Source organism: Cryobacterium roopkundense (assembly GCF_014200405.1).
Lineage (GTDB): Bacteria > Actinomycetota > Actinomycetes > Actinomycetales > Microbacteriaceae > Cryobacterium > Cryobacterium roopkundense.
Window position 1 is genome coordinate 593,131 of sequence record NZ_JACHBQ010000001.1, and the last position, 24,118, is coordinate 617,248.

General features: G+C 67.3%; 19 protein-coding genes and 4 pseudogenes. 12 read left to right on the top strand and 11 right to left on the bottom strand.

Annotation, left to right across the window (positions count from 1 at the left end):
• Positions 1 to 27: 27 nt before the first annotated feature.
• Positions 28 to 1,530: pseudogene (locus BJ997_RS02810) on the bottom strand (helicase-related protein); the annotation flags it as partial.
• A gap of 249 nt (positions 1,531 to 1,779) precedes the next feature.
• Between BJ997_RS02810 and BJ997_RS02815 the strand changes: the two are divergent.
• Positions 1,780 to 2,847: an IS110 family RNA-guided transposase gene (locus tag BJ997_RS02815; protein ID WP_183323240.1), complete on the top strand. Its 1,068-nt coding sequence runs from the start codon at positions 1,780 to 1,782 to the stop codon at positions 2,845 to 2,847.
• A gap of 24 nt (positions 2,848 to 2,871) precedes the next feature.
• On the opposite strand, the pseudogene BJ997_RS02820 reads toward BJ997_RS02815, so the two are convergent.
• A pseudogene (locus BJ997_RS02820) lies at positions 2,872 to 3,483 on the bottom strand (DEAD/DEAH box helicase); the annotation flags it as partial.
• A 215-nt stretch (positions 3,484 to 3,698) separates the two neighbouring features.
• On the opposite strand from BJ997_RS02820, the gene BJ997_RS02825 reads away from it, so the two are divergent.
• Positions 3,699 to 4,442 carry a hypothetical protein gene (locus tag BJ997_RS02825; RefSeq protein WP_052542238.1) on the top strand — a complete coding sequence of 248 codons (744 nt, stop codon included), beginning with the start codon at positions 3,699 to 3,701 and terminating at the stop codon, positions 4,440 to 4,442.
• Between the two features lie 22 nt (positions 4,443 to 4,464).
• On the opposite strand, the gene BJ997_RS02830 is transcribed toward BJ997_RS02825, so the two are convergent.
• Positions 4,465 to 5,124 (bottom strand): DUF2510 domain-containing protein, encoded by a 660-nt coding sequence (locus BJ997_RS02830; RefSeq protein WP_152602181.1) that lies wholly within the window; start codon positions 5,122 to 5,124, stop codon positions 4,465 to 4,467.
• A gap of 61 nt (positions 5,125 to 5,185) precedes the next feature.
• Here BJ997_RS02830 and BJ997_RS02835 point away from each other — a divergent pair, with 61 nt between their 5' ends.
• On the top strand, positions 5,186 to 6,472 hold the full coding sequence (locus tag BJ997_RS02835; protein ID WP_035836631.1) for a M18 family aminopeptidase: 1,287 nt from the start codon (positions 5,186 to 5,188) through the stop codon (positions 6,470 to 6,472).
• Here BJ997_RS02835 and BJ997_RS02840 read toward each other — a convergent pair.
• Positions 6,456 to 7,415: an oxygenase MpaB family protein gene (locus tag BJ997_RS02840; RefSeq protein ID WP_035836632.1), complete on the bottom strand. Its 960-nt coding sequence runs from the start codon at positions 7,413 to 7,415 to the stop codon at positions 6,456 to 6,458. The genes BJ997_RS02835 and BJ997_RS02840 overlap by 17 nt on opposite strands.
• A gap of 218 nt (positions 7,416 to 7,633) precedes the next feature.
• Here BJ997_RS02840 and BJ997_RS02845 point away from each other — a divergent pair, with 218 nt between their 5' ends.
• Together BJ997_RS02845 and BJ997_RS02850 are read left to right on the top strand one after the other, a co-directional pair.
• The gene (locus tag BJ997_RS02845) at positions 7,634 to 9,109 is read left to right on the top strand and encodes a sugar porter family MFS transporter (protein WP_152602183.1); all 1,476 of its coding nucleotides are present in this window, start codon (positions 7,634 to 7,636) and stop codon (positions 9,107 to 9,109) included.
• Positions 9,110 to 9,215: 106 nt separating this feature from the next.
• The gene (locus tag BJ997_RS02850) at positions 9,216 to 10,445 is read left to right on the top strand and encodes an exonuclease domain-containing protein (RefSeq protein ID WP_035836634.1); all 1,230 of its coding nucleotides are present in this window, start codon (positions 9,216 to 9,218) and stop codon (positions 10,443 to 10,445) included.
• A 17-nt stretch (positions 10,446 to 10,462) separates the two neighbouring features.
• On the opposite strand, the gene BJ997_RS02855 is transcribed toward BJ997_RS02850, so the two are convergent.
• Both BJ997_RS02855 and BJ997_RS02860 read right to left on the bottom strand, forming a co-directional pair.
• Entirely contained in the window at positions 10,463 to 10,849 is a 387-nt protein-coding gene (locus tag BJ997_RS02855; protein ID WP_052542240.1) for a TraR/DksA family transcriptional regulator, read from the bottom strand.
• Between the two features lie 178 nt (positions 10,850 to 11,027).
• Positions 11,028 to 11,789 (bottom strand): RNase H family protein, encoded by a 762-nt coding sequence (locus BJ997_RS02860; RefSeq protein WP_035836635.1) that lies wholly within the window; start codon positions 11,787 to 11,789, stop codon positions 11,028 to 11,030.
• 187 nt (positions 11,790 to 11,976) lie between these two features.
• Between BJ997_RS02860 and BJ997_RS02865 the strand changes: the two genes are divergently transcribed.
• The 3 genes from BJ997_RS02865 to BJ997_RS02875 are packed head-to-tail and all read left to right on the top strand — an operon-like array spanning position 11,977 to position 17,270.
• Positions 11,977 to 13,413 (top strand): MFS transporter, encoded by a 1,437-nt coding sequence (locus tag BJ997_RS02865; RefSeq protein ID WP_420827171.1) that lies wholly within the window; start codon positions 11,977 to 11,979, stop codon positions 13,411 to 13,413.
• Positions 13,414 to 13,456: 43 nt separating this feature from the next.
• The gene (locus BJ997_RS02870; RefSeq protein WP_035836636.1) at positions 13,457 to 15,622 is read left to right on the top strand and encodes a molybdopterin oxidoreductase family protein; all 2,166 of its coding nucleotides are present in this window, start codon (positions 13,457 to 13,459) and stop codon (positions 15,620 to 15,622) included.
• Positions 15,615 to 17,270, top strand: coding sequence for an FAD-dependent oxidoreductase (locus tag BJ997_RS02875; protein WP_052542242.1), 1,656 nt, complete (start codon positions 15,615 to 15,617; stop codon positions 17,268 to 17,270). The genes BJ997_RS02870 and BJ997_RS02875 overlap by 8 nt, the downstream gene beginning before the upstream one ends.
• Before the next feature lie 374 nt (positions 17,271 to 17,644).
• On the opposite strand, the pseudogene BJ997_RS22030 reads toward BJ997_RS02875, so the two are convergent.
• Positions 17,645 to 17,884: pseudogene (locus tag BJ997_RS22030) on the bottom strand (anthrone oxygenase family protein); the annotation flags it as partial.
• A gap of 689 nt (positions 17,885 to 18,573) precedes the next feature.
• Between BJ997_RS22030 and BJ997_RS02885 the strand changes: the two are divergent.
• Both BJ997_RS02885 and BJ997_RS02890 read left to right on the top strand, forming a co-directional pair.
• Positions 18,574 to 18,843: a helix-turn-helix transcriptional regulator gene (locus BJ997_RS02885; RefSeq protein ID WP_201771713.1), complete on the top strand. Its 270-nt coding sequence runs from the start codon at positions 18,574 to 18,576 to the stop codon at positions 18,841 to 18,843.
• Between the two features lie 9 nt (positions 18,844 to 18,852).
• On the top strand, positions 18,853 to 19,083 hold the full coding sequence (locus BJ997_RS02890) for a hypothetical protein (protein WP_035836639.1): 231 nt from the start codon (positions 18,853 to 18,855) through the stop codon (positions 19,081 to 19,083).
• On the opposite strand, the gene BJ997_RS02895 is transcribed toward BJ997_RS02890, so the two are convergent.
• Positions 19,080 to 20,039 (bottom strand): hypothetical protein, encoded by a 960-nt coding sequence (locus BJ997_RS02895; protein ID WP_035836640.1) that lies wholly within the window; start codon positions 20,037 to 20,039, stop codon positions 19,080 to 19,082. The two genes, BJ997_RS02890 and BJ997_RS02895, sit on opposite strands and share 4 nt — an antisense overlap.
• 44 nt (positions 20,040 to 20,083) lie before the next feature.
• Between BJ997_RS02895 and BJ997_RS02900 the strand changes: the two genes are divergently transcribed.
• Entirely contained in the window at positions 20,084 to 20,623 is a 540-nt protein-coding gene (locus tag BJ997_RS02900) for a DUF5655 domain-containing protein (RefSeq protein WP_035836641.1), read from the top strand.
• Positions 20,624 to 20,685: 62 nt separating this feature from the next.
• Here the strand turns inward: BJ997_RS02900 and BJ997_RS02905 are convergent, their stop codons facing one another.
• Entirely contained in the window at positions 20,686 to 21,072 is a 387-nt protein-coding gene (locus tag BJ997_RS02905; protein ID WP_052542244.1) for a TraR/DksA family transcriptional regulator, read from the bottom strand.
• A 228-nt stretch (positions 21,073 to 21,300) separates the two neighbouring features.
• Here BJ997_RS02905 and BJ997_RS22035 point away from each other — a divergent pair.
• Positions 21,301 to 21,560 (top strand): annotated as a pseudogene (locus BJ997_RS22035) (nitroreductase/quinone reductase family protein); the annotation flags it as partial.
• Between the two features lie 52 nt (positions 21,561 to 21,612).
• On the opposite strand, the gene BJ997_RS02915 reads toward BJ997_RS22035, so the two are convergent.
• Together BJ997_RS02915 and BJ997_RS02920 are read right to left on the bottom strand one after the other, a co-directional pair.
• On the bottom strand, positions 21,613 to 22,440 hold the full coding sequence (locus BJ997_RS02915) for a putative protein N(5)-glutamine methyltransferase (RefSeq protein ID WP_052542245.1): 828 nt from the start codon (positions 22,438 to 22,440) through the stop codon (positions 21,613 to 21,615).
• A 44-nt stretch (positions 22,441 to 22,484) separates the two neighbouring features.
• Positions 22,485 to 24,056 carry a molybdopterin-dependent oxidoreductase gene (locus BJ997_RS02920; protein WP_084141209.1) on the bottom strand — a complete coding sequence of 524 codons (1,572 nt, stop codon included), beginning with the start codon at positions 24,054 to 24,056 and terminating at the stop codon, positions 22,485 to 22,487.
• Between the last annotated feature and the right edge of the window lie 62 nt (positions 24,057 to 24,118).

Here is a 24,118-nt window from a genome sequence, read left to right on the forward strand (position 1 = left end):
ATTCCGGTTACGTCACATGGCATTCGGCTAGGAACGCAGGGCGAGCGTGAAGGGCAGCACGGCCGAGGCGCCGCTTCGGCGCAGCAACCGGCCCGCCACTGTGAGCGTCCACCTGCTGTCGGCCACGTCGTCGATGAGAAGCAGCGGTTTGCCGGCGAACGGTTGGAGTGCTGCGTCGAGTTCCGGTCCCACCTCGAACCGGTCCCACACGTTCGACAGCCGGTAGGCGCTGTTGCCGCCCGCAGTTCCGGTAGGGCCGCCGTTGGCGGGGGAGAGCTCGCCGAGCCAGGGCAGGCGGCCTACCTCCGAGAGGGCCCTGGCCACTGAGTTGATGAGCAACGGATGCTGCCGCGACGGCATCGTGACGACGGCCGCTGGGCGCTCGTGCCACTTCCATTCCGCGAGCACGCGAACGCAGGCGGCCGTCATTGCCTGGCTGGCCGGGGCATCCGCTGCCTGAGACTCGAACACCTCGCGCAGCGCGCCTCCCCAGCCGAGGTCGGTCAGCCGGGCGAGCGCGCGACCCTCCGACAATCGGTCGCCAGGGGCGATCTTGCCGGTTGCGTTTACGCCGAGGTTCGCCACGCCGGTGGGCCACTGGGCCCGCGCGTCGAGGATGACGCCCACCCGGTCGAGTGAGGCGGCGGCGGCCGAGGCGGCCTCTTCCCGCACGTCGAGGGGGTACCACGGGGTGGTGCAGTTGTCGCAGCGACCGCAGGGAACCGCGGTCTCGTCGTCGAGGGCGCGTTGCAGAAACTCCATGCGGCAGCCCGTGGTGGTCTCAAACTCGATCATGGCGCGCTGCTCGTGCAGCCGGGCAGCGGCAATGCGCTCGTAGCGGTCGCGGTCGTAGGTCCACGGGTCGCCCGTCGAGACCCAGCCGCCCTTCACCCGGCGCACGGCGCCGTCCACATCAAGCACCTTGAGCAGCAACTCAAGCGGGGTGCGGCGCAGGTCGACTCGCGCCTCGAGGGCTTGGGTGGAGAGGGGGGCTCCGCCGTTCTCCGTGAGTGCGCGAAGCACAGACTCGGCTTTGACCTGGTTCGGCATCGAAGCGGTGGCGAAGTAGTGCCAGATGGCCTCGTCTTCGGTGCCGGGTAGCAGCAGCACGTCGGCGTTTTCGGTGGCGCGGCCGGCGCGGCCCACCTGCTGGTAGTAGGCCACGGGCGAGGAGGGCGCCCCGAGGTGAAGCACGAAGCCCAGGTCGGGTTTGTCAAAGCCCATGCCGAGGGCGCTCGTGGCCACGAGGGCCTTGACCTCGTTGTTCTTGAGCAGCCCCTCCGATTGTTCCCGCTCGCTCGTGTCGGTCTGGCCGGTGTAGGCGCGCACGGCGTGGCCGGCGTCGCGCAGCAACCGGGCGGTGTCTTCGGCCGCTGACACGGTGAGGGTGTAAATGATGCCGCTGCCGGGAAGTTCGCCGAGGTGGCTCAGCAGCCACGCCAGCCGGGCGCGGGAATCGGGCAGCCTGAGCACCCCGAGGCGCAGCGAGGTGCGGGCGAGCGGCCCTCGGATGGTCACAACAGCAGAGCCTTCAGACCCCCCGGTTGTCGAGCCTGTCAGTGATGATGGTTACAGGGGGTTGGCCCGGTCTGACTCAGAGCCTGTCTGACGCTTTGGTTGTCTTGGTCTCGATGCGTCGACCGGTGTCCAGCCCCCGAACGCATTGTCGCGTTCGGGAGCACCACCATGACTTAATAGGAGCTTGACTCCAGCCTCTTCACTGACTTGTCTGACGGTGCCCCTGAACACTGACCCTCAAACAGAAGGGCTGTATTCAGCATGACCTATTCCCGCAAGGATCTGATCCTCGGCGTCGATACGCACAAAGATTTTCATCACGCGGCGGTGATCAACCACGTCGGAAAATCGATCGCCGACCGGAAGTTCGACGCCACCTCCGCCGGCTACTCCGACCTCATCGCCTGGGCGACCGGCGTCGGCCGGATCGGCCGCGCCGGCGTCGAGGGGACCGGGTCCTACGGCGCCGGCCTCACCCGCGAACTCACCCGCCGTGGCATCCCCGTCATCGACGTCATCGCGCCGGATAAGCAGCTGCGGCGCCTGCGCGGCAAGACCGACCAGATCGACGCTTACAACGCGGCCCGCGCCGTCCTCAACGAGCTCGCCACCGCCGTCCCGAAGACCCAGGACGGCTTCGTGGAGGCCCTGCGCGTGCTCCGCACCTCCCGCCGCTTGCTAGTCAAACAGCGCACCGAGAGCATGAACCAGCTGCAAGGCCTGATCGTCAGCGCCCCCGCAGACCTGCGCGTGAGCCTCGCGAAGCTCAAGGCGAAGAACCTGGCTCTGCGCTGCTCAAAACTCCCCGTGCGCAAGGCCGACGACCTCGTCATGACCGAAACGAAGAATGTCCTCCGCTCCCTCGGCAAACGCTATTTGGAGTTGCTCACAGAAGCCGACCGGCTGATGAAACGCCTCGGCGCCATCGTAAAAGAACACGCCCCGGAACTGCTCGCCGTGCACGGCGTTGGACCGGACGTCGCCGCGACAATGCTGATCGTCGCCGGCGAAAACGTCGACCGCCTCAACAACGAATCCGCCTTCGCACACCTCATCGGCACCGCCCCAATCCAAGCCTCATCCGGCAAGACCAACCGACACCGATTGAACCGCGGCGGCCACCGCCAAGGCAACTCAGCGGCCTACCGAATCGTCATGGTCAGGATGAAATCCCACGAGAAAACCCGCGACTACGTAGTCAAAGCCCTCGCCCGCGGAAAGACCAAACGCGAGGCCATGCGCCTCCTCAAACGCTACGTCGCACGAGAGATATTCCAAATCCTCATCACCATCAGAGAACGCCACCAACAAGCCGCAATCTCAGCTTGACATCTATAGGAGCATCGAGACACCGCCGGTCGCGATCTGCTCCGCCACATCGGTCACCACCCGGCTGTTCGCCGTGGCTGTCGTGGCGAGCACGGGTACACCCGCGGGCATCTCGGCGATCAGGTCGCGCAACCGCCGGTAGTCCGGGCGAAAGTCGTGGCCCCAGTCGGAAATGCAGTGCGCCTCGTCGACCACGAGCAACCCCACGCGGGCGATGAGCGCCGGCAGCTGCTCGTCGCGAAAGGCTGGATTGTTCAGGCGCTCCGGTGACACGAGCAGCACGTCCACCTCGTCGTTCTGCAGTTGTTGCAGCACGTTGCTCCACTCGTGGGCGTTCGAGGAGTTGATGGAGACCGCGCGCACTCCCGCCCGGGCGGCGGCGGCCACCTGGTCGCGCATCAGCGCGAGCAGCGGAGACACCAGGATCGTAGGCCCTGCACCCTGCCGGCGTAGCAACAGCGTGGCGACGAAATACACGGCCGACTTGCCCCAGCCGGTGCGCTGCACCACGAGGGCCCGTCGCCGCTGGTCGACGAGGGTCTCGATCGCCTCGTACTGGCCGTCGTGAAAGTCGGCGTCGGGTCGTCCCACGAGGGTGCGCAGGATCTCGAGAGCGGATGCGCGGGTGTCGGTCATGCTTCAAGGGTGCCAGATGCCCCTGACAGCTCAGCGGTGTCAGGATCAGTGGTGTCAGGACCGGCTCTGTCGGACCGGCTCTGTCGGACGGGCTCTGTCAGGGGCTCCACCGCGTGGGCGCGACGCTATCGGTGACATGTCTCGCAGACCTCACGTGACTGCGACTCGCGGTGATGTGAGCCGACGCGGTCGGTGCCCGTCGTTAGGCTCGGCACATGAACGTCATCCAATCCTTCGAGCCACGCATGCACCCCGACTCCGTGCCGGGGTTTAGGCGTCTCGTTGCCCAGGCCCGGGTGGGCGACCCGATCCTGCTGAACGAACGGGCCATGACGCGCATGGTGGGACATGCGCAGTGGCTGCTGCGGCGGGTGGGGGTCGACGGCATCCGCTTGACGAAGGCGGGCATGTTGCCACCGGCCGTTGTGGTGGAGGCCACGACCGAGCTGGACTGGGGCTGGCCGGTGCCCGTCAACCGGGAAAGCCATATCAGCCCGCTGCGGGAAATGCGGGCGCACCTGCGCGACGTCGGCCTGTTGCGGGTGGGTAAGGGGCACCTCGTGCTCACCGTGAAAGGGCGCTCGCTCGCAGAGTCGCCGCGCGAGCTCTGGTGGCACCTCGCACGCACCGTGCACAAGAGCCGTACCCCGGTGATCACCGATGCCACCCGACTGCTCCTGCTGTTCATCGCCACACGCACGCTCGAGCAGGAAGAAGAATACCTCCAGGCCGTGGCACGCGGGCTCGAGACGATGGGTTGGGCCGAGCAGGACGGCGGCCCGGTGACATCGACACGGGCGCATCGGCTGATCCTGGAAAAATGGCGGTTGCTGACCCGGCTCGGGGTTTTCACGCCCAGCGAGCTCTGGTACGGCAATTCGTGGACGCCCTCCGTGGGCGGGGCGGCGTTCGCCCGCGCCGCCCTTCAGACCGAGGTGCCGGTTCCTCGGCCGGAATAGCCGGATCAGACCGGGCGATCGCTTAGCTCGGAATGCTGTCCATGACCGCCGGAAGGTAGCTGGTCATCGCGTCGGACATCTTGGCCACGGCCACGACGAGACCCGCAACGACGATAGCCACCCAGGCCCACACCGCCGTGAGCGTGCCGCCGACCCGGCGGCGCACGATAACCGAGCGACCGATCACGTACACACCCGCGGACAGGAACGTCCAGGCCCAGTGGAACGGCCGAGCGATTCCGTGGCGGCTCAGCCGGCGGTAGTCGAAGAACGCCAGCAGGATCGTCGCCACATAGATTGCAAAGCTCAATACCTGGAGGAGCACATACGCCGGATCGATCGTCGGGACCGTGGTCGACAGCGTCTTCATGAGGTACGTCGCCATGTCGAACTGGCTCAGGGCGAGCAGCGACAGCACCGGAAGTAGCACAATCGTCCACAGCAGGGCGTCGTTGACCCGGGTGCCTGGGCCGGCCACGAGCGGGGGAGTGGCCCCATAGACCTCGAGAGACGGGTCGTGACGCTGGCCGGTCCACCGCGCGCCGTCCCACCAGCTGAGCCCCGGCGCTCCGGACGGATCCGGGTACCAGCCCGGCGCGTACGTCTTATGCTGTGCTGGATCCTGGTGCTGTGCTGGATCGTGGTTTGGTATTGAGTCCTGGTTCCGTGGTAATTCCGTCATTGCGCCCCCATCGTGTTCGGCCCAGTCTAGGTGCGGGCGCCATCGGTGGTTGGATGGACAGATGGACGCCGCACCCGCCTATATCGACGATTTCGCCCGTTTCATCTCCGCTTCGCCGTCGTCGTATCACGCGGCCGCAGAAGTGGCCCGACGTCTGGAGGCGCACGGGTTTACGCGATTGAGCGAGTCGGAACCGTGGACCGCCGAGCCCGGTGGGCGTTTCGTTGTGCGTGACGGCGCCGTGGTGGCGTGGCTGCAGCCGGTCGGTGCCGGGCCCACCACACCCTTCCGCGTTCTCGGTGCCCACACCGACTCGCCAGGGTTCAAGCTCGCCCCCAAGCCCACCATCGGCTCTCACGGCTGGCTGCAGGCCGGCGTCGAGGTGTATGGCGGTCCGCTGCTGAACTCCTGGCTCGATCGCGAGCTCGAACTCGCCGGTCGCCTGGTCACGCGGGACGGCACGGAGCACCTGGTGCGCACCGGCCCGTTCCTGCGCATTCCCCAACTCGCCGTGCACCTGGACCGCGAGGTGAACAACGGGCTCGTTCTCGACCGTCAGCGGCACCTCAACCCGGTCTTCGGAGTGGGTGATGTGGCGCAGGCCGACCTTGTGGCGCACCTCGCCGGCCTCGCCGGTGTCGCGGCAGCGGATGTGGCCGGTTACGACATCCTGACCGCCGACACGGCCCCGCCCGCCCGGTTCGGCCTCGACAACGCGCTGTTCGCGGCGGGACGCATGGACAACCTCTCGGCCGTGCACGCGGGCCTGTGCGCGCTCATCGCGGCGGCCTCAGCGCCCGACATCGTGGACTCAAACATCAGCGTGCTCGCCGCGTTCGACCACGAGGAACTCGGCTCCCAATCGCGCTCAGGGGCGAGCGGTCCGCTACTCGACGATATCCTCACCCGAATCGCGGCCGGCCTCGGGGCATCCGTTGCCCAGCGCTTGCAGGCCTACGCCGAGTCCTGGTGCCTCTCGGCCGACGCCGGCCACGCCGTGCACCCGAACTACCCGGAGCGCCACGACCCGGCGAACATGCCCATCCTCGGTGGCGGTCCGCTGCTGAAGATCAACGCCAACCAGCGTTATGCCACGGATGCCGTGGGGGCGGCGCTGTGGGCCCGCACCTGCCAGCAGGCCGGAGTCGACTACCAGGAATTTGTATCGAACAACACTGTGCCGTGCGGCTCGACCATCGGGCCGCTGACCGCGACACGGCTCGGCATTCGCACGGTGGACGTGGGCGTAGCGCTCTTATCGATGCATTCCGCCCGGGAGCTCTGCCACGTGAACGACCCGGCCGCGCTCTCGAGCGCGATCAGGGCCTTCTTCAGTCCAGCTGCTTAGCGTCCTGCTCCACGCTCCCGTCCCGTGATGTCGGCGGGGCAGACGCGCGCTCCGCAGCCTCGATGCGAGCGATTCGAACGCGGGCGGCGTTCTCCGACGAGGAGGACGGGCCGAGCAGCGTGCGCACGAGCCCGAGAACCGCGCCGGTGGCCCACACGACCGGTAGTCGGGAGCGGCCCAGACCCAGCAGGTCGCGGTATTCTCGCGGGATCGACGCGACGGCGCCGGCGAACATGATGCGGTAGAACGGCAGCATGGAGGGCCGGAGCGGGGGATTGCGGATGAACCGCACCGCTTCCGCCACGCGGTCGTCGCTCTTGAGCGTGCCCGAGGTGCGAAAGGCCTCGAGCTGGGAGTGGAGTTGTGCGGCGCTGCGCGGAGGGGTTTGCACCCCCACGAGTTCGCCGGCCTTCGCCCACTCGCGCACGTAGCCGTCTGGGCCGCCGGGGAGCGGGCCGCCCCACAGTTTGTGGGACTCCAGGAAGGCATCCGTGAAGACCACGTGCACCCAGGACAGCAACTCGGGGTCGCCCGCCGCGTACGGCCGTTCGCGTTCCCGGGCGTCGAGGTACGTGCCGGCCACGCGGTCGTGGAAGTGAGCCACGCGTCCCGACTCGCGGACGGCCAGGTCGGTGTCGGCGAACGTCACGGTGACGAGCCATTGGATGGTTCCGGAGAGGCGGCCGAGGGGATCCTCGTGGTAGCGGGACCAGTCGTGCACGCCGGCCATGGCGCCCGGGTGCAGGGTTTGCATGAGCAGGGCGCGAATGCCCGCGACCATGGTGGCCATGCCGCCGTGCACGGCCCAGGACGCCGATCCCGGGCCGAAGAAACCGCGGTCGGTGCCTTCTTCCATCTGGTTGACCCAGGAGGGGCGGCCGTCCCCAGAGCCCGACAGCGTCGTCAAGAGATGCGATCGCCAGCTGTCTGCAAACCTGCTCATATCGTGAGCGTAGCCGCGCGAGCGGCGAACGGGCTGTGCACCTGCTGGGTGCTTCCTCGATGTGTGCTTTGGTGGGGGGTTCCTGCGCTTGTCGTCTGCGGCACGTCGAATCACCCTGACGATAGCGAGTCGCACCGGGACAGGCTGGTACTGACCTGATAGCCGTTCGCGGCACAACCAGGCGTAGGCTCTGCGGGTTGCATAAAACCACAGGGAGCCTGACTTTGACCGATATCACCACGCCGAGCACCAACCGTAAGGTCATCATTCTGGCGATCGCGGGAGCCCTCGGTGGGTTTCTGTTCGGGTTCGATTCGTCCGTCATCAACGGCGCGGTCAATGCCGTGCAGGAGGAATTCGCGCTCAGCGGGGCCCTCACAGGTTTCGCCGTCGCGTGCGCCCTGCTCGGAGCCGCGGCCGGAGCCTTCTTCGGCGGACGATTCGCTGATCGATATGGTCGCATCCCCATGATGATCGTCGGCGGCGTGGTCTTCCTGGCCAGCTCCATCGGGTCGGGCTTCGCGTTCGGAGTCGTCGACCTGATCGTGTGGCGTGTGATCGGCGGACTGGGCATCGGTCTCGCATCCGTTGTGGCGCCGGCGTACATCGCCGAAATTTCGCCGAGGCACATGCGCGGTCGCCTGGGATCCCTGCAGCAGCTGGCGATCACCCTGGGCATTTTCACCGCCCTGCTCTCAGACGCCATGTTCGCCAGCGCCGCCGACGGTGCCAGCGAGCCGCTGTGGTTCGGGCTCGAGGCGTGGCGCTGGATGTTCCTCGCCGGAGCCGTGCCCGCAGTCGTCTATGGCGCTGTCGCGTTCCTGCTGCCGGAATCGCCGCGTTTCCTCGTACTCAAGGATCGCGAAGCGGATGCCCGTGCCGTGTTCGTGAGGCTGTGGCCCACCGGTGACGTCGACCGTGAGATTCGCGACATGAGAAACTCGATCACCGATGATGCGCGTTCCCAGAAGTCGGGTTCCCTGCGCGGCACGACGTTCGGTCTGAAACCGATTGTGTGGGTGGGCATCATCCTCTCGGTCTTCCAGCAGTTCGTCGGCATCAACGTGATCTTCTACTACTCGACCACGCTATGGCAGGCGGTCGGGTTCGAAGAAGAGAACTCGCTGACCATTTCCGTGATCACCTCCGTGACCAACATCCTGGTCACCCTCGTGGCCATCGCACTCGTGGACCGCGTCGGTCGGCGCCCCATCCTGCTGGCCGGATCGATCGGCATGACGGTGTCGCTGGCCACGATGGCTGTGGCGTTCAGCCAGTCCCTCACGGTGGCCGGCGAGCTGAGCCTGCCGGGCGCGTGGGCGCCGATCGCTCTCGTGGCGGCGAACCTGTTTGTGATCTCTTTTGGCGCTTCGTGGGGCCCCGTCGTGTGGGTGCTGCTCGGCGAGATCTTCCCCAACTCCATCCGGGCCAAGGCGCTCGGCCTCGCGGCGGCGGCGCAGTGGATCGCCAACTTCTTGATCACGGTGAGCTTTCCGCCGATGGCCGAGCTGTCGCTCACCATCACCTACGGCATGTACGCGCTCTTCGCCGGTCTGTCGTTCTGGTTCGTGCTCGCCAAGGTGCCTGAGACCAACGGAATGTCTCTCGAGCAGGCCGACACCCTCCTACCACCGAAGAACGCAGCCAGAAACGCGACGCGCGACGCCGGGAAGCCCGAGAAAATTCAGGTGTGACCGGTCCCCGCACGGCCTAGCCCCCAAACGAATGCCACCCGAATTGGAGCTCGCGGACAGGGGGTTCGCGCCGATAACTTCGCCTGAGAACAGGTGAAGGAAGAGCATGCCGGAACGTGGATTTGCCGTACTCGAGTTCCAGACGACGGGGCTGTTTCCCTACCGGCTCGACAGGGTGGTCGAGGTGGCCGTCGTGCACCTCGATGCCCGAGCTCGCATCACGGGACGCTGGCACACTGTCGTCAATCCTCTTCGGGAGTTGGCGGGCGATCGCAGCCACGGGCTCGGCGCGGCCGAGGCACGCGCGGCGCCAACCTTCGACCTGATCGCACCCCGGCTGGTCGAGTTGCTGTCCGGCCGCGTGCTCGTGGCTCACAACGCCCAGTTCGATACCGGTTTTCTGATGGGCGAATTCGCTCGAATGGGGTATCGTCCACGCCTCGGTATGGATGCCATCTGCACCATGCAGCTCGCACGGGATTTTCTTCCCGGGGCGGGGCGGTCCCTCTCCGATTGCTGTGCCGCCTTCGACATCGAGGTCGGGGACCTGCGGCAGGCGCTTGGGCACGCGGTAGCAACCGCTGAACTCCTGTCGGCGTACGTGCAGAGCGCACCCGCCCTGTCGTCCTGGCAGGACGCGCTTGACCGAGCGGCGTCGATGCCTTGGAAGCACCTGTCCGGGCCGACTGCGCAGTGGGTGCCGCGGCGCCTCACCGGGGCACCGCACACCCCGACCTTCCTCGAACGGATGACGGCACGGCTGCCCGACCACTCGGGCCCCGACGGCCACCTCGATTATCTGGCGCTCCTCGACCGATCCATGCTCACCAGGGAGCTGTCAGTGAGCGACCTGGGGGCGCTCGTGCAACTCGCCGCGCTGCGGGGGATCGACCGTGACACCTGCCGGAGTCTCAACGTGGAGTACTGTGACGACCTCGCGCGGGTCGCGGCGGCGACGGGCGGTCTGACGGCGGGCGACCGCGCGGACCTTCGTGCGGTGGCCCGGATGCTCGATGTGTCCCATGTTTCCGCGGCGTCCGCTGCCGATCGTGCCGAGGCGCGGTCGCCGTCGTCGGGCACGACCTCCTGCGAGGGCGTGAAGCTGACTCGCGGCGACATCGTCGTGCTCACGGGGGACCTGGCCCGGTCACGCGATGATTGGCACCGGGAATTGAGCGCTCGCGGATTCAGGGTGGCGCCCGCGATCACCATGCGCACGAGACTGCTCGTGGCGGCGAACCCGAGTTCGCCCACCGGTAAGACGGGCAAGGCTCAGGACTACGGCATTCCGATCGTGTCCGAATTCGGCCTTCGTTCCCTCATCGGCGTGCACTAGCCCCGAGTCGACTCCGATCAGCGGCGTCTCTCCGCCTCAAGCTCCCGGGCGCAAGCTATGCAGTACTCCGTTGCGGGCTGCGCCTCGAGTCGGTCGCGGCCGATCGCTTCTCCCCGCCGGGTGCAGAAACCGTAGGTGTCATTCGCTACCCGCTCCAGGGCCCGATCGATACGGGCCAGCTTCTCGGCGAACTCGTGGTGAACACCGGACAGCCGTGACCACTCCATGGTGAGCGTCGGACCCTCCGGGTCGTGCTCGTCGTCCTGCGTTCCGTCGCGGGCCTCCCGCACATCATCGAGTGATCCCGACAACCGGTCCAGTTCGGCGACGAGTTCGACCCGCATCCGCTGCAGGTTCTTTTCAAAGTGCCTCACGTCGGCAGTGGTGAGGGCTGTCATGACCATGATTGCTCCTGTTGTTTCTGGAGACGCCCCTCAGAGCTGTCGGAGGACCGTCATCGCGCTGAACCGTGCTACACCGGGTGGCGGCTCGGAGAATAGCGGAATTATACGCCCAGGTTGAGGAGGGCAACAGGAGCGGCGGGAGCGCGCAGCTCAGACCGGTCAGAACACAGGACCCGGATCAAGAGCTTCCGATAAGGCCGCGCAGGCAGTCCTCGATACTCACGCCGCGCACCCTGGCGCGCTGGGAGAGGCGAGAGTAGTCCTCGGCGCTGAGGGTGAGCGTCACGCTGCGGCGCTCACTCACGCTGCGCAGCGCGCCGCCGACGGTGGACTCACTCCCGAGCTGCTGGTCTCCGATGGTTTCGTGTGCGTCGCCGAGCTCGGCGTCATCGAGGGAGAACAGTCCGTCCTGAGTGAAGGTGTGGGCATCCTTGTGAGGCGCCGGGGGAATCGTTGGGCGAGTCGTTGCGGGGCCGGTGCCGGTATAGCCGGGTCCGCTTCGAACAGGGGCCCCGCGCTGGAACGACTCCGCGGCGCCGCGGGCGCGCACATCGGCTGCCTCGTTGAGCGGATGATTGGCGTGGCCTTTCACCCACTCGAAGCGGTACGTGCGGCCCACGATTTCGACGTCGATCTCCTTCAAGATCTCCACGTTCATCACCGGCTTGCCGTCGGCCTTGCGCCAGCCCTTGGCTTTCCAGCCGCGCATCCACTTCGTCACGCAGTTGATCACGTACTGGCTGTCGCAGAGCACGAGCAGGTCGTCGTCGATGTGCTTCGTTGCCCTGAAGAGTTCGAGCACGGCCTGAAGCTCACCCTGGTTGTTCGTGGCGTGCTTCCAACCGCCGGCAGCCCAACTGTTGTCGTCGACGTACCAGGCCCAGCCTGCGGGACCCGGATTGCCGAGCGCGGAACCGTCGGCGGCAGCTGTAATCGTCATTGGTCTATTCAACCACCGGCGCTATGTGTCCAACGTGTAAACGGGGACCCTCATGCCGTTGCCGCGGGTGTGATCATCTGGTGATCGAACGTTAACGGCGCCCACGGTTCGCGGAAACACGCCGCGAATATCGTCAAATCAGACACCAACCCCTTGTTTGCCCCCCCATCGATCCCAGGGAGCCCTCTTGACACCCACGTCTGTTGCGTCAGAAGCACTGACCAGCCCGCCCGTTGACCAGCATTCGTCCGCTGCCGTTCTGGTGCACCGGCCCGGTCGCTGGATCGACAACTGGAACCCCGAGAACAAGGAGCAGTGGGAAAACGGCGGCAAGCTCATCGCCGCCCGCAACCTCAAGTGGTCGATTTTCGCCGAATTCCTCGGCTTCGTGGTCTGGCAGCTGTGGAGCATCGTGGTGGTGTCCCTGCCGGCCGCCGGCTTCACGTTCTCCACCGCCGAGATCTTCTGGCTCATCTCAATGCCGAGCCTCGTGGGCGCCACGCTGCGCTTTCCGTACACCTTCCTGGTTCCCAAGTTCGGTGGCCGCAACTGGACCATCATCTCGGCCGGTCTGCTGCTCATCCCCTCAATCGCCCTCGCCATCTGCGTGGGTAACCCCGACACCCCGTTCGGCGTGATGCTGTTCGTGGCCGCGCTCGCCGGCTTCGGCGGCGGAAACTTCGCCAGCTCGATGTCAAACATCACCTACTTCTACCCGCAGGCACAGAAGGGCTACGCTCTCGGCCTCAACGCCGCCGGCGGCAACCTCGGCGCCTCGATGGCCCAGCTCATCGTGCCGATAGTAATCACCCTCGGCGCCGTCGGCACTCTTGGTGTTGGTGGACTGAATATCACCCTTGCCGGCTGGTTCTGGGTGCCGTTCATCCTGGTGGCCATGTGGGGCGCCTGGAAGTACATGGACAACCTATCGAGTGCTAAGGCCGACTTCGCCGGTTCCGTCGCAGCGCTGAAGGAGCCGCACCTGTGGATCCTCGCCGTGCTGTACATCGGCACCTTCGGCTCGTTCATCGGCTTCGCGAGTGTGTTCCCCAAGCTCATCGCGGACCAGTTCCCCGACTATTCCACGTTCCAGGTGGCATCCGCTTCGCTCTCGCTCGCCTTCATCGGGGCGCTCGTCGGCTCGTTGGCCCGCCCGGCCGGCGGGCGGCTCGCGGACCGCTTCGGCGGGGCATCCGTCACCGTCGTCGCGTTCGGCGTGATGGCCGTCGGTGCCCTGATCGTTACGCTGGTGCTGCCGCTCGGCAACTTCTGGGCTTTCCTGGCCAGCTTCGTGCTGATCTTCGTGGCCACGGGGATCGGCAACGGCTCGACGTATCGCATGATTCCGAGCGTGTTCTCAGCTCGAAGCGGTGTGGCGGACGCCCATGTGAACTCCGGCGACGTGAACACGCAACGCAAGACGGCGGCGGCCCTCGGCCTCATCTCGGCCATCGGAGCCTACGGCGGATTCATCATTCCGCAGGTGCTGGGCTTCTCGAAGACCACAACGGGCGACTACACCAGCGCGATCTACGGTTTCGCCGTGGCCTACGTTGTGCTGATGGCCGTCACGGCCTTCGTCTACATGCGCCGCGGCTCCTCGGTCGCAGGCCAGCGCATCTAGACTGTCGCCCGCAGCTCCCCACCCCCACCGAAAGAGGAAATCCGTGACCGGAGCATCCGTTCTGACGCACTGCCCATACTGCGCGCTGCAGTGCGCGATGGCACTCACGCCGGACGCTGGGTCGACGGAGGCTCCGGGAACGGATGCTCCGGCGACGGATGCCCCGGGCCGCGTCACCGTGTCCGGTCGCGACTTCCCCACGAACCGAGGCGGCTTGTGCAAGAAGGGCTGGACCTCGGCGGAGCTGCTATCCTCGCCCGATCGCATCCTCGAGCCCATGCTCCGCCAGGCGGACGGCACCTTTGCCCCCGCCTCGTGGGACGAGGCCCTCGACTTGGTGGCCGGCACGCTGCGCTCCACCCGGGCCGAGCACGGCGCCGACGCTGTGGGTGTGTTCGGCGGCGGGGGGCTCACCAACGAGAAGGCGTATCAGCTCGGCAAATTCACCAGGCTCGCGCTCGGGTCCAGCCGCATCGACTACAACGGCAGGTTCTGCATGTCGAGCGCGGCTGCCGCCGGAAACCGGGCGTTTGGCCTCGACCGCGGTCTACCGTTCCGGGTGGAAGATCTCGACAGGGCCGGCACCATCCTCATCCTCGGCTCCAATGTGGCGCAGACCATGCCACCGTTCATCATTCATCTCGAGGGCGCTCGCGCGGCGGGCGGGCTCGTGGTGGTCGACCCGCGGCGCACGGCGACAGCGCGGCTCACCGACGACGGCGCCGGCATGCACGTGCAGCCCACGCCCGGCAGCGACCTCGTATTGCTGCTGGGCCTCACGCACATCGTGATTGCCGAGAAGCTCGTCGACACCGCTTACGTGGCCGCGCGCACGACGGGCTTCGACGCCCTGCGGCGCAGTGTGAGCCAGTGGTGGCCGGAGCGCGTGCAGCAGCAGACGGGGGTTCCGGTCTGGCAGCTGCGGGAGCTCGCCCGCCGCCTCGCCGGTGGCAGCACGGCCGACAGGGTGCAGGGCCGCGGCACGTACATTCTCACCGGACGCGGCGTGGAGCAGCACGCCGACGGCACCGACACCGCCACGGCCGCGATCAACCTCAGTCTTGTGCTCGGGCTCGTGGGTACCTCGCACTCCGGCTACGGTACCCTCACCGGACAGGGCAACGGCCAGGGCGGGCGCGAGCACGGCCAGAAGTGCGACCAGCTGCCCGGATACCGCAAGATCGACGACCCCGCCGCGCGTGCCCACGTCGCCGGCGTGTGGGGTGTCGAGCCCGATTCCCTGCCAGGGGTGGGCATCCCTGCCGTGGAACTGCTCACCACGCTCGGCAAGCCCGGCGGCGTGCGCTGCCTGCTGGTGCACGGCTCCAACGTGGTCGTCTCGGCGCCCAACGCCGACAGGGTGCGGGCCGGGCTGAAGGCCCTCGACTTTCTCGTGGTCGCGGACTTCTTCTTCTCCGAAACCGCGGTGCTCGCGGACGTAGTGCTGCCGGTCACGCAGTGGGCGGAGGAAGAGGGCACGATGACCTCGCTCGAGGGACGCGTCATTCGCCGCCGGATCGCTGCAGCGGCGCCGACCGGTGTGCGCAGCGAGCTATGGATCTTCCACGAGCTCGCCCGCCGACTCAACGCGCCGTCCACGTTCAGCGCCGAACCCTCAGAGGTCTTCGATGAGCTGTGCCGAGCCTCCGCGGGCGGCCTCGCCGACTACTCGGGCCTCAGCTACGCTCTGCTCGACACCGAAACGCCGGCCTTCTGGCCGTATCCGCAGGGTTCGACGGGCACGCCGCGACTGTTTCTGGAGCGTTTCGCGCACGCCGACGAACGCGCGCACCTCGTCGCGGTGCGGGCGCGATCGCTGCCAGAGGTTGCCCAGCGCGGGGGAGAGCTCACGCTCATCACCGGGAGGCTGCTCGAGCACTACCAGTCGGGCACCCAGACCCGGCGGGTGTCCGAACTCAATGCTGCCCGTCCCGACGCGCGCCTGCAGGTACACCCGGCCACGGCGGCGCAGCTTGGTATCGTCGACGACGGCTGGGTCGAGCTCACCAGCCCCCGCGGAACGGTACGCTGCCAGGCCACGGTTACAGTGGACATCCGCTTCGACACGGTGTTTCTTCCCTTCCACTTCGCGGGCGACCAGCGGGCCAACCTGCTGACCGACGACGCGACCGACCCGATCTCCGGAATGCCCGAGTTCAAGAAAACGGCCGTGCACGTGCGCGCGCTCGTGGAGGCGCGCCATGTTTGAGTCCGACAACGCCATCGAACGCATCGTGCTCGTGGGCTACGGCCCGGTGGGAGCGCGGTTCGTGGAGGAAATGCTGCCGCTCGTGCGCAGTGGTCGCGCCGCTCTCACAGTGGTGGGGGCGGAAGCCGCCGATGCCTACAACCGGGTCCTCATCGCCGAATATGCCGTGGGGCACGCCGACCGCGAGTCGCTCGAGGTCACCGATGCGAACGCGGCGCGTGACGCCGGTGTGCATATTCGCACGGGGGTGAGTGTCACGGCCATCAACCGCAACCGGCACTCGGTTTCCCTGAGTGACGGGACCCAGCTGCCATACGACCGTCTTGTACTCGCCACCGGCGCGCGGGCGAACGTACCCACCCTCGACGGCGTCAAACGGGTACGACGGGACATGCTGATGCCCACAGCGGATGCGTCGACGCTCGACTCGGCGCACGCGCCGCTTCCGCGTGGGGTCACCGTGCTGCGCGACGTCGCCGACGCCGAGCGCGTGCTCGCGGCCGTGCAGGCGGGGGCCAGGATCGTAGTGCTCGGAGCGGGCGTGCTGGGCATGGAGATCGCGCTCGCCGCGGCCCGAGCCGGCAGCCAAACCTGCGTGGTCTACCACGGCGAGATTCCGATGGCCCGCAATCTCGATCGCGGCGGCGGCACGGTGTTGGCGCGCAGCGCCAGGCGCGCGGGGGTCACCATGGTCAATCACTCGCGGGCCGAGAGTGTGCTCTTTCACGTGGACGATGACGGCGTCGAACGCTTTGACGCGCTGATCTGCGCCGACGGCAAGCAGATCCACGGCGATCTGCTGCTGCTTTCCTGCGGCGTCGGGGCGCGCACCGAGCTGGCCGGTCTCGCCGGACTGCCGGTGTCGACCGGAATCCTGGTGGATGGGTCTCTGCAGAGCTGGGCGGATCCGGCCGTCTACGCGATCGGGGATTGCGCGCACCTCGCGCCGAAGCCAGCGGTCGGCGCGTCGAAGAAGCTGCCGTCCGGGGGACCGTCCGGTCTCATCGGCCCGGGATGGCGGCAGGCCGACTGGCTCGCGGCTCGTTTCGCGGCCGAGATCACCGATGCTGCCGTGGGGGCCGCGCTCGCCGCGTCCGCGTCCGCCGTGGTCATGCTCAAGGCCGAGGGCATCGATGTTGTTTCGGTGGGGAACACCGCCGCAGATCCGTGGGATGAGCAGCCGGGTGATCACGTGGGCGGGTGCGCATCCGCTCGCCTGAGCGTGTCGCACTGGGCCGATCCCGAACACGGCCGCTACGTGAAAATGGTCACTCGTGGTGGCATTCTCGAGGGGTTCGTGTGCGTGGGCATGCCGCGCACGGCGGCCGAGCTCACCCTGCTCTTCGAGCGCGGCAGCGAGCTGCCCGCAGACCGCTCTGTGCTGTTGCGCTACGACGGGCCCGATTACGAGCCGGCCGAGGGCAACGCGTTCGCAGCCGATGCCACCGTGTGCTGGTGCAATGGCGTCACAGTCGGTGCGATCACCAAGGCGGCGGTCGCGGGGGAGCCCACGGTGTCGTGTGTCGGCGCGGCGACCCGGGCCGGAACCGGGTGCGGCGGCTGCAAGGGGCGCATCACCGAGGTGCTCGAACACCTGGCGCAGGCGGGCGGCTCGACCGGAATCGGCTCGCAGGAAATCACGGTCTGACTCCCAGCCGATTCCAACGAGATCGAGGGTTACCGCCGAGGCGACTCGGTGGCACAGTGTCGGTCTTGGTCCGCACCGCCCGGTAGACGACCGGGCGCTCACCGCGACCAGCTCGATGGGGCGAAGCCCCGGAATTGGAGTCTGACTCATGGCAACAGGAGAAACCCCGGTGATGGACGCTATCACTGACATCAATGCTGTATCGCTTGCTCGCACGGACCTGGACGCCCGCTCGCTGCTGCTCGTGCGGATCGCCGCGCTCGTTGCCGTAGACGCGCCGATCGCGTCGTACCTGCTGCACGTGGGGCCGGCTTCCGACGTGGGCCTCACGGTCGACGACGTGGAAGATGTTCTCGTGGCGGTGCCGCCCTGCGCTACGGGGACGCTCCACCCAACGAAATCATCAGCGCTACGGACGAGGCAATCGCGAAAGCCGCTCGCGCATGGTTGGCCACGCTCCACCTCTGGTCGAGTGCGTTCCAGGCAGCGGATGATCCGACCGACGCCACCGAAACACGTGAGAGTGCCGTGTTCAATGGAACGTTGCGAACGATGGTGATGCCCACGGCGACAACGGCCAGGGACGCGCCAACGGTTCGCAAGGGGGCTTTCCTGGACGATCGCGCCCGAGGCGAGTTCCGATCCGATCACGGCAACGGATGCCGCTGCGCCGCCGAAGAAGATGGTCATGAAGGGCAGGCGCGCGGCGCTCCTGTTGATGCCCTGCATCGCGTTGACGGCCTGGCCGGCAGGGAGTCTGCGGAAAGCGGGCATGACGATGGCCGCAAAGGCCAGGTGCACCCCGCTGGCGAGCCTGGCGCCCACGGCTGCAGCACTGGTCACGGCGGTGCCGAGGTCTGCTGTCATGAGGCCGCCTCGGATGGTTGTCGCCAGGTGCCGGCTTCTGCTGTACGGCGGGCGTAGTCGGTGAAATCGGTGGCCGGTCGGCCAAGGACCGTCTCCAGGTCCGCCGTCACCGAGGCGTTTCGTCCGTCGAGTATTGCCTCGAAGAGCTGAGACAGCGGCTCTGCGCACTCAGGTGGGAGACCATCGATGGCCACGTCATCGACAAACTCCTCCGGAGTGCTGGCTTCGTGAAGGCGCCGCTTACTGTGATGGCCGTGCTTGTCGGGGGCCGTGGATAGTCATGGAAAGTGAAACGGTCGAGCTGCCGTGCACGCGATTCGCGCCTGGGCGACTCTCCACCCGGAGGTGGCGCGCGGCTGGCTCAGAGGCAGATCCGATCGTGTGGCATCCGAGACTCTGCGACTATTCCATGAATCGCCGGCCGACCCGTGGACGCTTGACTCCCTTGCAGAGCGAGGTGTCCCGCGCGACCTTTGCTCAGCGGTTTCACGCCAGGGTCGGTGAACCTCCCATGACCTACCTCACGCACTGGAGAATGCTTCTTGCCAGCGAAAAGCTGGCCGACCTCCAACTGACCATCGCGGGGATCGCCGCGGACGTGGGGTACGGCAGCCCCTTCGCCCTGAGCGCGGCCTTCAAGAGGCGATATGGACTGAGTCCCGCCGCGTACAGGCAACGTCACTGTCGTTTCGGCGGCGGCGCATAGGCTGGACCCATGGCAAATGATAGCGCCCAGAAGCCGTCCGCCCCGTCCAAGGGGCCCGCGATCATGTTTTTCGCGGGAGCCTTCGCGGTGTTGATGTTCGCGATTCTGACTGTCGTTAACGCATCCGCCTGGTTCAACTACGTGTCCGCAGCCGTCTTCCTCGCCCTTGCGATCACGCTTGCCTATCGCGGGGTCTGGCTGCTGCTGCATTCGAGGGTGGCGAACCGCGCGAAGCGCTAGAGCCGGTGAGAAGGGTCCGGGTGCAACGGCACGGGTGGTGGGGTCGGTTGCCTGGCTCGCAGGCGATCGACGAGCACCTTCACCTCGATCGACGGCAGTGAGCGCTGCTCGTCCGCCTCCGGAAAAAGCACGGTGACCTGTGACCCCACCGCCTCGTGAACCTCGGCCGCGAGGGTGTGCCCGTCCACGAGGTATCGGAGGTCACGGGGAGCCTCGGGCCACCAGCGCGCGCTCCAATTCCTCAGCCGTCGCACCAGCGCCTCGGGCAGGCCGAGCACAGCGGCATCCACTCGGTCGCTCGGGCGTTCGAGAAGCGGCGTACGGTCCAGGAGGGGCATGCCGTGCTCCTGCGCTTCAAGCAGGATGCGCGTCGGCAACTGGCCTAGCTTCCAGACGTGCCGGGATATGTCGGCGCCCCGGGTCAGCGCGTCGAACTCGCTGTCGGGCATCCGCTGCATCTGCTCCGCAATGGACGGCCGGGGCACGAAGCGCGAGCCCGGCCCGAGCGGCCCCATGACGCCCTGCACGCCGGTGACTGTCGTCACATCGTGTGGCGCACGGGCGCGATCCAGTGCCGGGCCGTGGCACAGCACGACATTCGAATTCGGCACAGGAGCTGCTCCGGCCGGCACGCGCGAGAGGGCCGCGTCGTCTTCCGGATACAGAACGAGCACTGAAATCCCCAACTCGGCCTGGACCTCCCCGGCCAGCAGATGCCCCTGCACCAGGAACGCGAGCTGCTCCTCGGGCGATGGCCACTCGAACGTCGAGCCCATGTGCTGCTCGAAGAGCCCGTTCCACGCGGTGAGCCGCGCCTCGAGTGCAGCGGACAGGCCCAGATTACCGGGATCGAACGGCCCGACACGCCTATCGGGGGAGGGCGACCGATCCCAGAGCGGGAAACAGCCATACTCCTGCATCAGGAGCACGCGGGTGGGGAACGCGTCAAGAGCCATGCCCCGACCCTAGCGATCCCGGCCAGCGGGTGCAGACTGGGACTATGGATGCCGGAACACAGTCGATGATTGCCAACCTGTCCACGAACACGGGCAAGACCCTCGAGGAATGGTTCGTCGTTCTTGACTCGACGGGCCTCGAGAAGCACACCGACCTCATAAACTATCTCAAGAACGAGCACGGCGTCAGCCACGGTTTCGCCAATGGAATCGTGCTGCAGTTCCGCAATCGCGGCTTCGAACAGGGCGACGACGCCCTCGTTGACGCGCAATACACCGGGCCGAAAACCTCGCTACGCCCGCTCTACGGCAAGCTTATCGAGGCCGTTTCTGCCTTCGGAGCGGATGTCGAAATCGCCCCCAAGAAGAGCAGTGTGTCCCTCCGGCGCCACAAGCAATTCGCCCTCATCGAAGCCCCGAGCGCCACTCGCCTGCAGCTCGGCATCAACCTCGGTGACACGGTGCCGACGGGGCGGCTGCTCGCCGCGAAGGGAATGTGCACGCACAAGGTTTCGGTAGCGAGCGCGACGGAGATCGATGCCGAGCTCCTCGGCTGGCTCCGCGGGGCCTACGATCGCGCGTAGTCGAGGCCGCTCTGCCCAGGGGCGGTGGGTCTGCTGGCCCGGTGACGTGGCCAAGTCCCGAGTTAGTGGCGTCTCGGGGCGGCCTTCTCCGCGCACGCGATGCAGAGGTCTGCGGCCGGCTTGATCTCGAGTCGCCCCTCCGGAATTTGTTCGCCGCCGCGCGCGCAGAGACCGTAACTGCCGTCGGCGATGCGCAGTAGGGCCCGGTCTATCGCCGCCAGCTCTTCGGCGGCCTCGGCCTGAAACTTCGACATGCGCGACCATTCAGTGCGCAGCGACGACGCCTCGGCGTCGTGGGCGCCATCGGCAGAACGGTCGGTTCGCGCGGATTGCACACCCGCGAAGGTATCCGAGAGCCGCTGCGTCTCCTCGGACAGTTCACGACGTCGTGCGCCGAGGGCGGTCTCGAAGGTGTGCAGGCGTGCCGGGTGGAGGGGAGAAACGGTCATGATCCATGGTCCCACGCGACCGAGGCGGCACTGGGCCGAGGCGGTAAGGCACCGAGCAGTTCGGCTTGTCTTGACCGTGCCGCGGCCGGGTGCCAGGATCGGTGCTGACGGAGGGGGCCACGCATGAACACCCTGATGAAGAACCTGCAACGCGCGAGCATGCGCCTGGCCGTGTAGCTGTACCGGCGCACCAACGGGCGTCTCGGCGGCTCCATTGGCCCCGTTAAGGTGCTCCTCCTGTCTGTCGCGGGCCGAAAAACCGGCATTGACCACACTGTGCCGGTGGGATTTTTCGAGTACAATGGCGGCTACGTCGTGGTCGGATCGGCAGGTGGCGCCCCGCGCGACCCGCAGTGGTTCCTCAACTGCGGCACGCGGCCTGGGCGCATATCCAGATCCGTTCCCGGCACACCAACGTGAGCGTTCGCATCGCGGATGCTGCCGAGCGCGACACCCTGTGGCGCCACGTGGTGATCGCCCGAGCGCCCAGCTTCGGGACCTACGAGAAGAAGACCTCGCGCACGATCCCCATCGCGGTGCTCACCCCGGCAGTGAAGATTCCGGCAGAGAAGATTCCGGCAGAGACGACTCCGGCGACGTGCCGACCACTACGGTGGCATTCCTCCTGTGAGAGTGGGCCACCTGGCACGTCAGGCCGCTCTCGATGAGCAGTTCGGCGGTGTGCGGTGCCTGCTCTGTGCTGGTCTCGATCAACAGGTGTCCGCCGGGGGCCAGCCACAGGGGCGACTCGGCGACGACCCGACGCTGCACGTCGAGCCCGTCTGCGCCGCCGTCGAGCGCGACCCGCGCTTCGTGCAGGCGCGCCTCGGGCGGCATCAGCTCGATTCTCGCCGTGGGTACGTACGGCGCGTTCACCACGAGAACGTCGACATGACCCCGCAGGGTGGTGGGAAGCGCTTCGAAGAGATCGCCCTCGAAGACCTTCACGGGGTCGAGATTGCGTCGGGCGCATCGCACAGCAGCGGGATCGATGTCCGCAGCGAACACGTCGGCCAGGGGGACTGCCGCGGCGACTGCGGCTCCGACGGCCCCGGAACCGCAGCAGAGGTCGACGACGACGGTGCCGGAGTGGCAGCGGGTGAGCGCCTGCCGCACGAGAAACTCGGTGCGGCGGCGAGGCACGAAGATGCCCGGGTCCACGCGCACGTGGAGGCCGCGGAATTCTGCCCAGCCCAGGATGTGTTCGAGCGGCCGTCCGGCCTCGCGGGCCTCGACCATGACCTCGAGTTCGGTGATTGTGCGGGCTGTCGTCACGAGCAGACGCACCTCGTCGACGGCAAAGACGCAGCCGGCCTTCTGGAGACGGTCCACCAGGAGGCTGCGCTCCACCCGGGACACGAGCTTCATCAACGCGGCGCCACGATTAGGTCGTCATCCCCAGGCCAGCACCATCAGGTGACCGTCACCGAGATCTGGTGCAGCCCGGTGGCGCCGTCGGGGGCCACATCCCGGGTGGCCGACGTCTGCACGCGGCCCTCGGCATCCGTTGCCCGAACGCGCACGGTGTGGCTGCCGGGGGTCGCCGGCCAGGTGTACATCCACTGCCGCCAGGTGTCGATCGAGATGGCGTCGGCGAGGGTGGCGTCGTTCCAGTCGCCGTCGTCGATTTGCACCTGAACGGCACTCACCCCCACGTGCTGCGACCACGCGACGCCGGCCACGACCACGGGCCCCGCCGGCACTCCAGAGCGGGGAACGTCGATGCGCGACGACAGCTTCACCGGGCCGAGCGCGGACCAGCCGCGCGGGGTCCAGTAACCCTGCTCCTGGTCGAAGCGGGTGAGTTTGAGCTCCACGACCCACTTCGTGGCCGACACGTAGCCGTAGAGCCCCGGCACGACCATGCGCACTGGGTAACCGTGCTCGAGCGGCAGGGGCACGCCGTTCATGCCCACGGCCAGGATGGCGTTTCGCTCGTCGGTGAGCGCCTCGAGCGGCGTTCCCGCGGTAAAGCCGTCGGAGCTCGTGGAGAGCACCATGTCGGCGTCGCCGGTGGGTTTCGCCCGCTCAAGCAGCTTGCGTATCGGGTAGCCGAGCCACACGGCGTTGCCGATCAGGTCACCGCCCACGTAATTGGACACGCAAGCGAGCGTCGTCGTGCTCTCCTCGAGCGGCAGGGCGAGCAGCTCGGCGAAGGAGATCTCCACCTCGTTCTCCACCATGCCCGTGATGCGCAGGCGCCACGTGCTCGGATCGATACGCGGCACCTGCAGGGCGGTGTCGATGCGGTAGAAGTCACGGTTTGCCGTCACGATCGGCGTGATACCAGCCACGTCCAACGAGGCTCCGGCAGCGATGGGAGCGCCGGGAACGGATGCCGGCGGCAGCGTGAAGAGAGCGCGCGCGGCATCCGCTGTCCGGGTACCGGCGAGCAGGAGTTGCCCGCCGATGAGGGCGAGGATACCGACGCCGGCACTCGCGCCTGTGAACGCGAGGAAGCCTCGACGGTCCATGGCGCCCTCGCCGGCCGGACGGTTGCTCAGGCGCCGCACGAGCACTGTGAGCACGATCGTGCCCACGCCGGCCGCCACGAGCGAGGGCAGGGCATCGAAGGCGGCAGAGCCGGAGCGTGTGAACGCCGCGAACAGCGCGAGAGCGGATGCGGCGACCACGAGCACGCGCCCCCACGGCGCCCGCCGGTACTCGAGAATTCCGGCGAGTGCGGCGAGAACGAGCACGACGAGCCCGATCGAGATGATGAGCACGAGCTTGTCGGCGGTGCCGAAAAAGCCGATCACGAGGTCTTTCACCCACGCGGGAACGAGGTCGATGATGAGGGCGCCCACGGCGAGCACTGGGCTTGCGGTGGGTGCGAGCAGAGCCGCCACGAGCTCGGCGAGCCCGAGTGCCGCGATGGCCGCGGCCACGCCGGCCAGCGCCGGGCGCCAGAGCCGCTCAACCGTGAGGGCGCGCTGCCGCGCCGGGGTGCTCGCGGTGTCGCCCGTGGCGTTGCTGGTGGCCATGCCGCCAGCCTAGAACCACCGCCTGTGATTACCACCCCACACGGCCGCCACACCATTTTCGT

Coding starts and splice junctions, on each gene's coding strand:
- BJ997_RS02815 (WP_183323240.1), top strand. CDS start 1,780: ATGACCTATTCCCGCAAGGATCTGATCCTCGGCGTCGATACGCACAAA.
- BJ997_RS02825 (WP_052542238.1), top strand. CDS start 3,699: ATGAACGTCATCCAATCCTTCGAGCCACGCATGCACCCCGACTCCGTG.
- BJ997_RS02830 (WP_152602181.1), bottom strand. CDS start 5,124: ATGACGGAATTACCACGGAACCAGGACTCAATACCAAACCACGATCCA.
- BJ997_RS02835 (WP_035836631.1), top strand. CDS start 5,186: ATGGACGCCGCACCCGCCTATATCGACGATTTCGCCCGTTTCATCTCC.
- BJ997_RS02840 (WP_035836632.1), bottom strand. CDS start 7,415: ATGAGCAGGTTTGCAGACAGCTGGCGATCGCATCTCTTGACGACGCTG.
- BJ997_RS02850 (WP_035836634.1), top strand. CDS start 9,216: ATGCCGGAACGTGGATTTGCCGTACTCGAGTTCCAGACGACGGGGCTG.
- BJ997_RS02855 (WP_052542240.1), bottom strand. CDS start 10,849: ATGGTCATGACAGCCCTCACCACTGCCGACGTGAGGCACTTTGAAAAG.
- BJ997_RS02860 (WP_035836635.1), bottom strand. CDS start 11,789: ATGACGATTACAGCTGCCGCCGACGGTTCCGCGCTCGGCAATCCGGGT.
- BJ997_RS02875 (WP_052542242.1), top strand. CDS start 15,615: ATGTTTGAGTCCGACAACGCCATCGAACGCATCGTGCTCGTGGGCTAC.
- BJ997_RS02890 (WP_035836639.1), top strand. CDS start 18,853: ATGGCAAATGATAGCGCCCAGAAGCCGTCCGCCCCGTCCAAGGGGCCC.
- BJ997_RS02895 (WP_035836640.1), bottom strand. CDS start 20,039: ATGGCTCTTGACGCGTTCCCCACCCGCGTGCTCCTGATGCAGGAGTAT.
- BJ997_RS02900 (WP_035836641.1), top strand. CDS start 20,084: ATGGATGCCGGAACACAGTCGATGATTGCCAACCTGTCCACGAACACG.
- BJ997_RS02905 (WP_052542244.1), bottom strand. CDS start 21,072: ATGACCGTTTCTCCCCTCCACCCGGCACGCCTGCACACCTTCGAGACC.
- BJ997_RS02915 (WP_052542245.1), bottom strand. CDS start 22,440: ATGAAGCTCGTGTCCCGGGTGGAGCGCAGCCTCCTGGTGGACCGTCTC.
- BJ997_RS02920 (WP_084141209.1), bottom strand. CDS start 24,056: ATGGCCACCAGCAACGCCACGGGCGACACCGCGAGCACCCCGGCGCGG.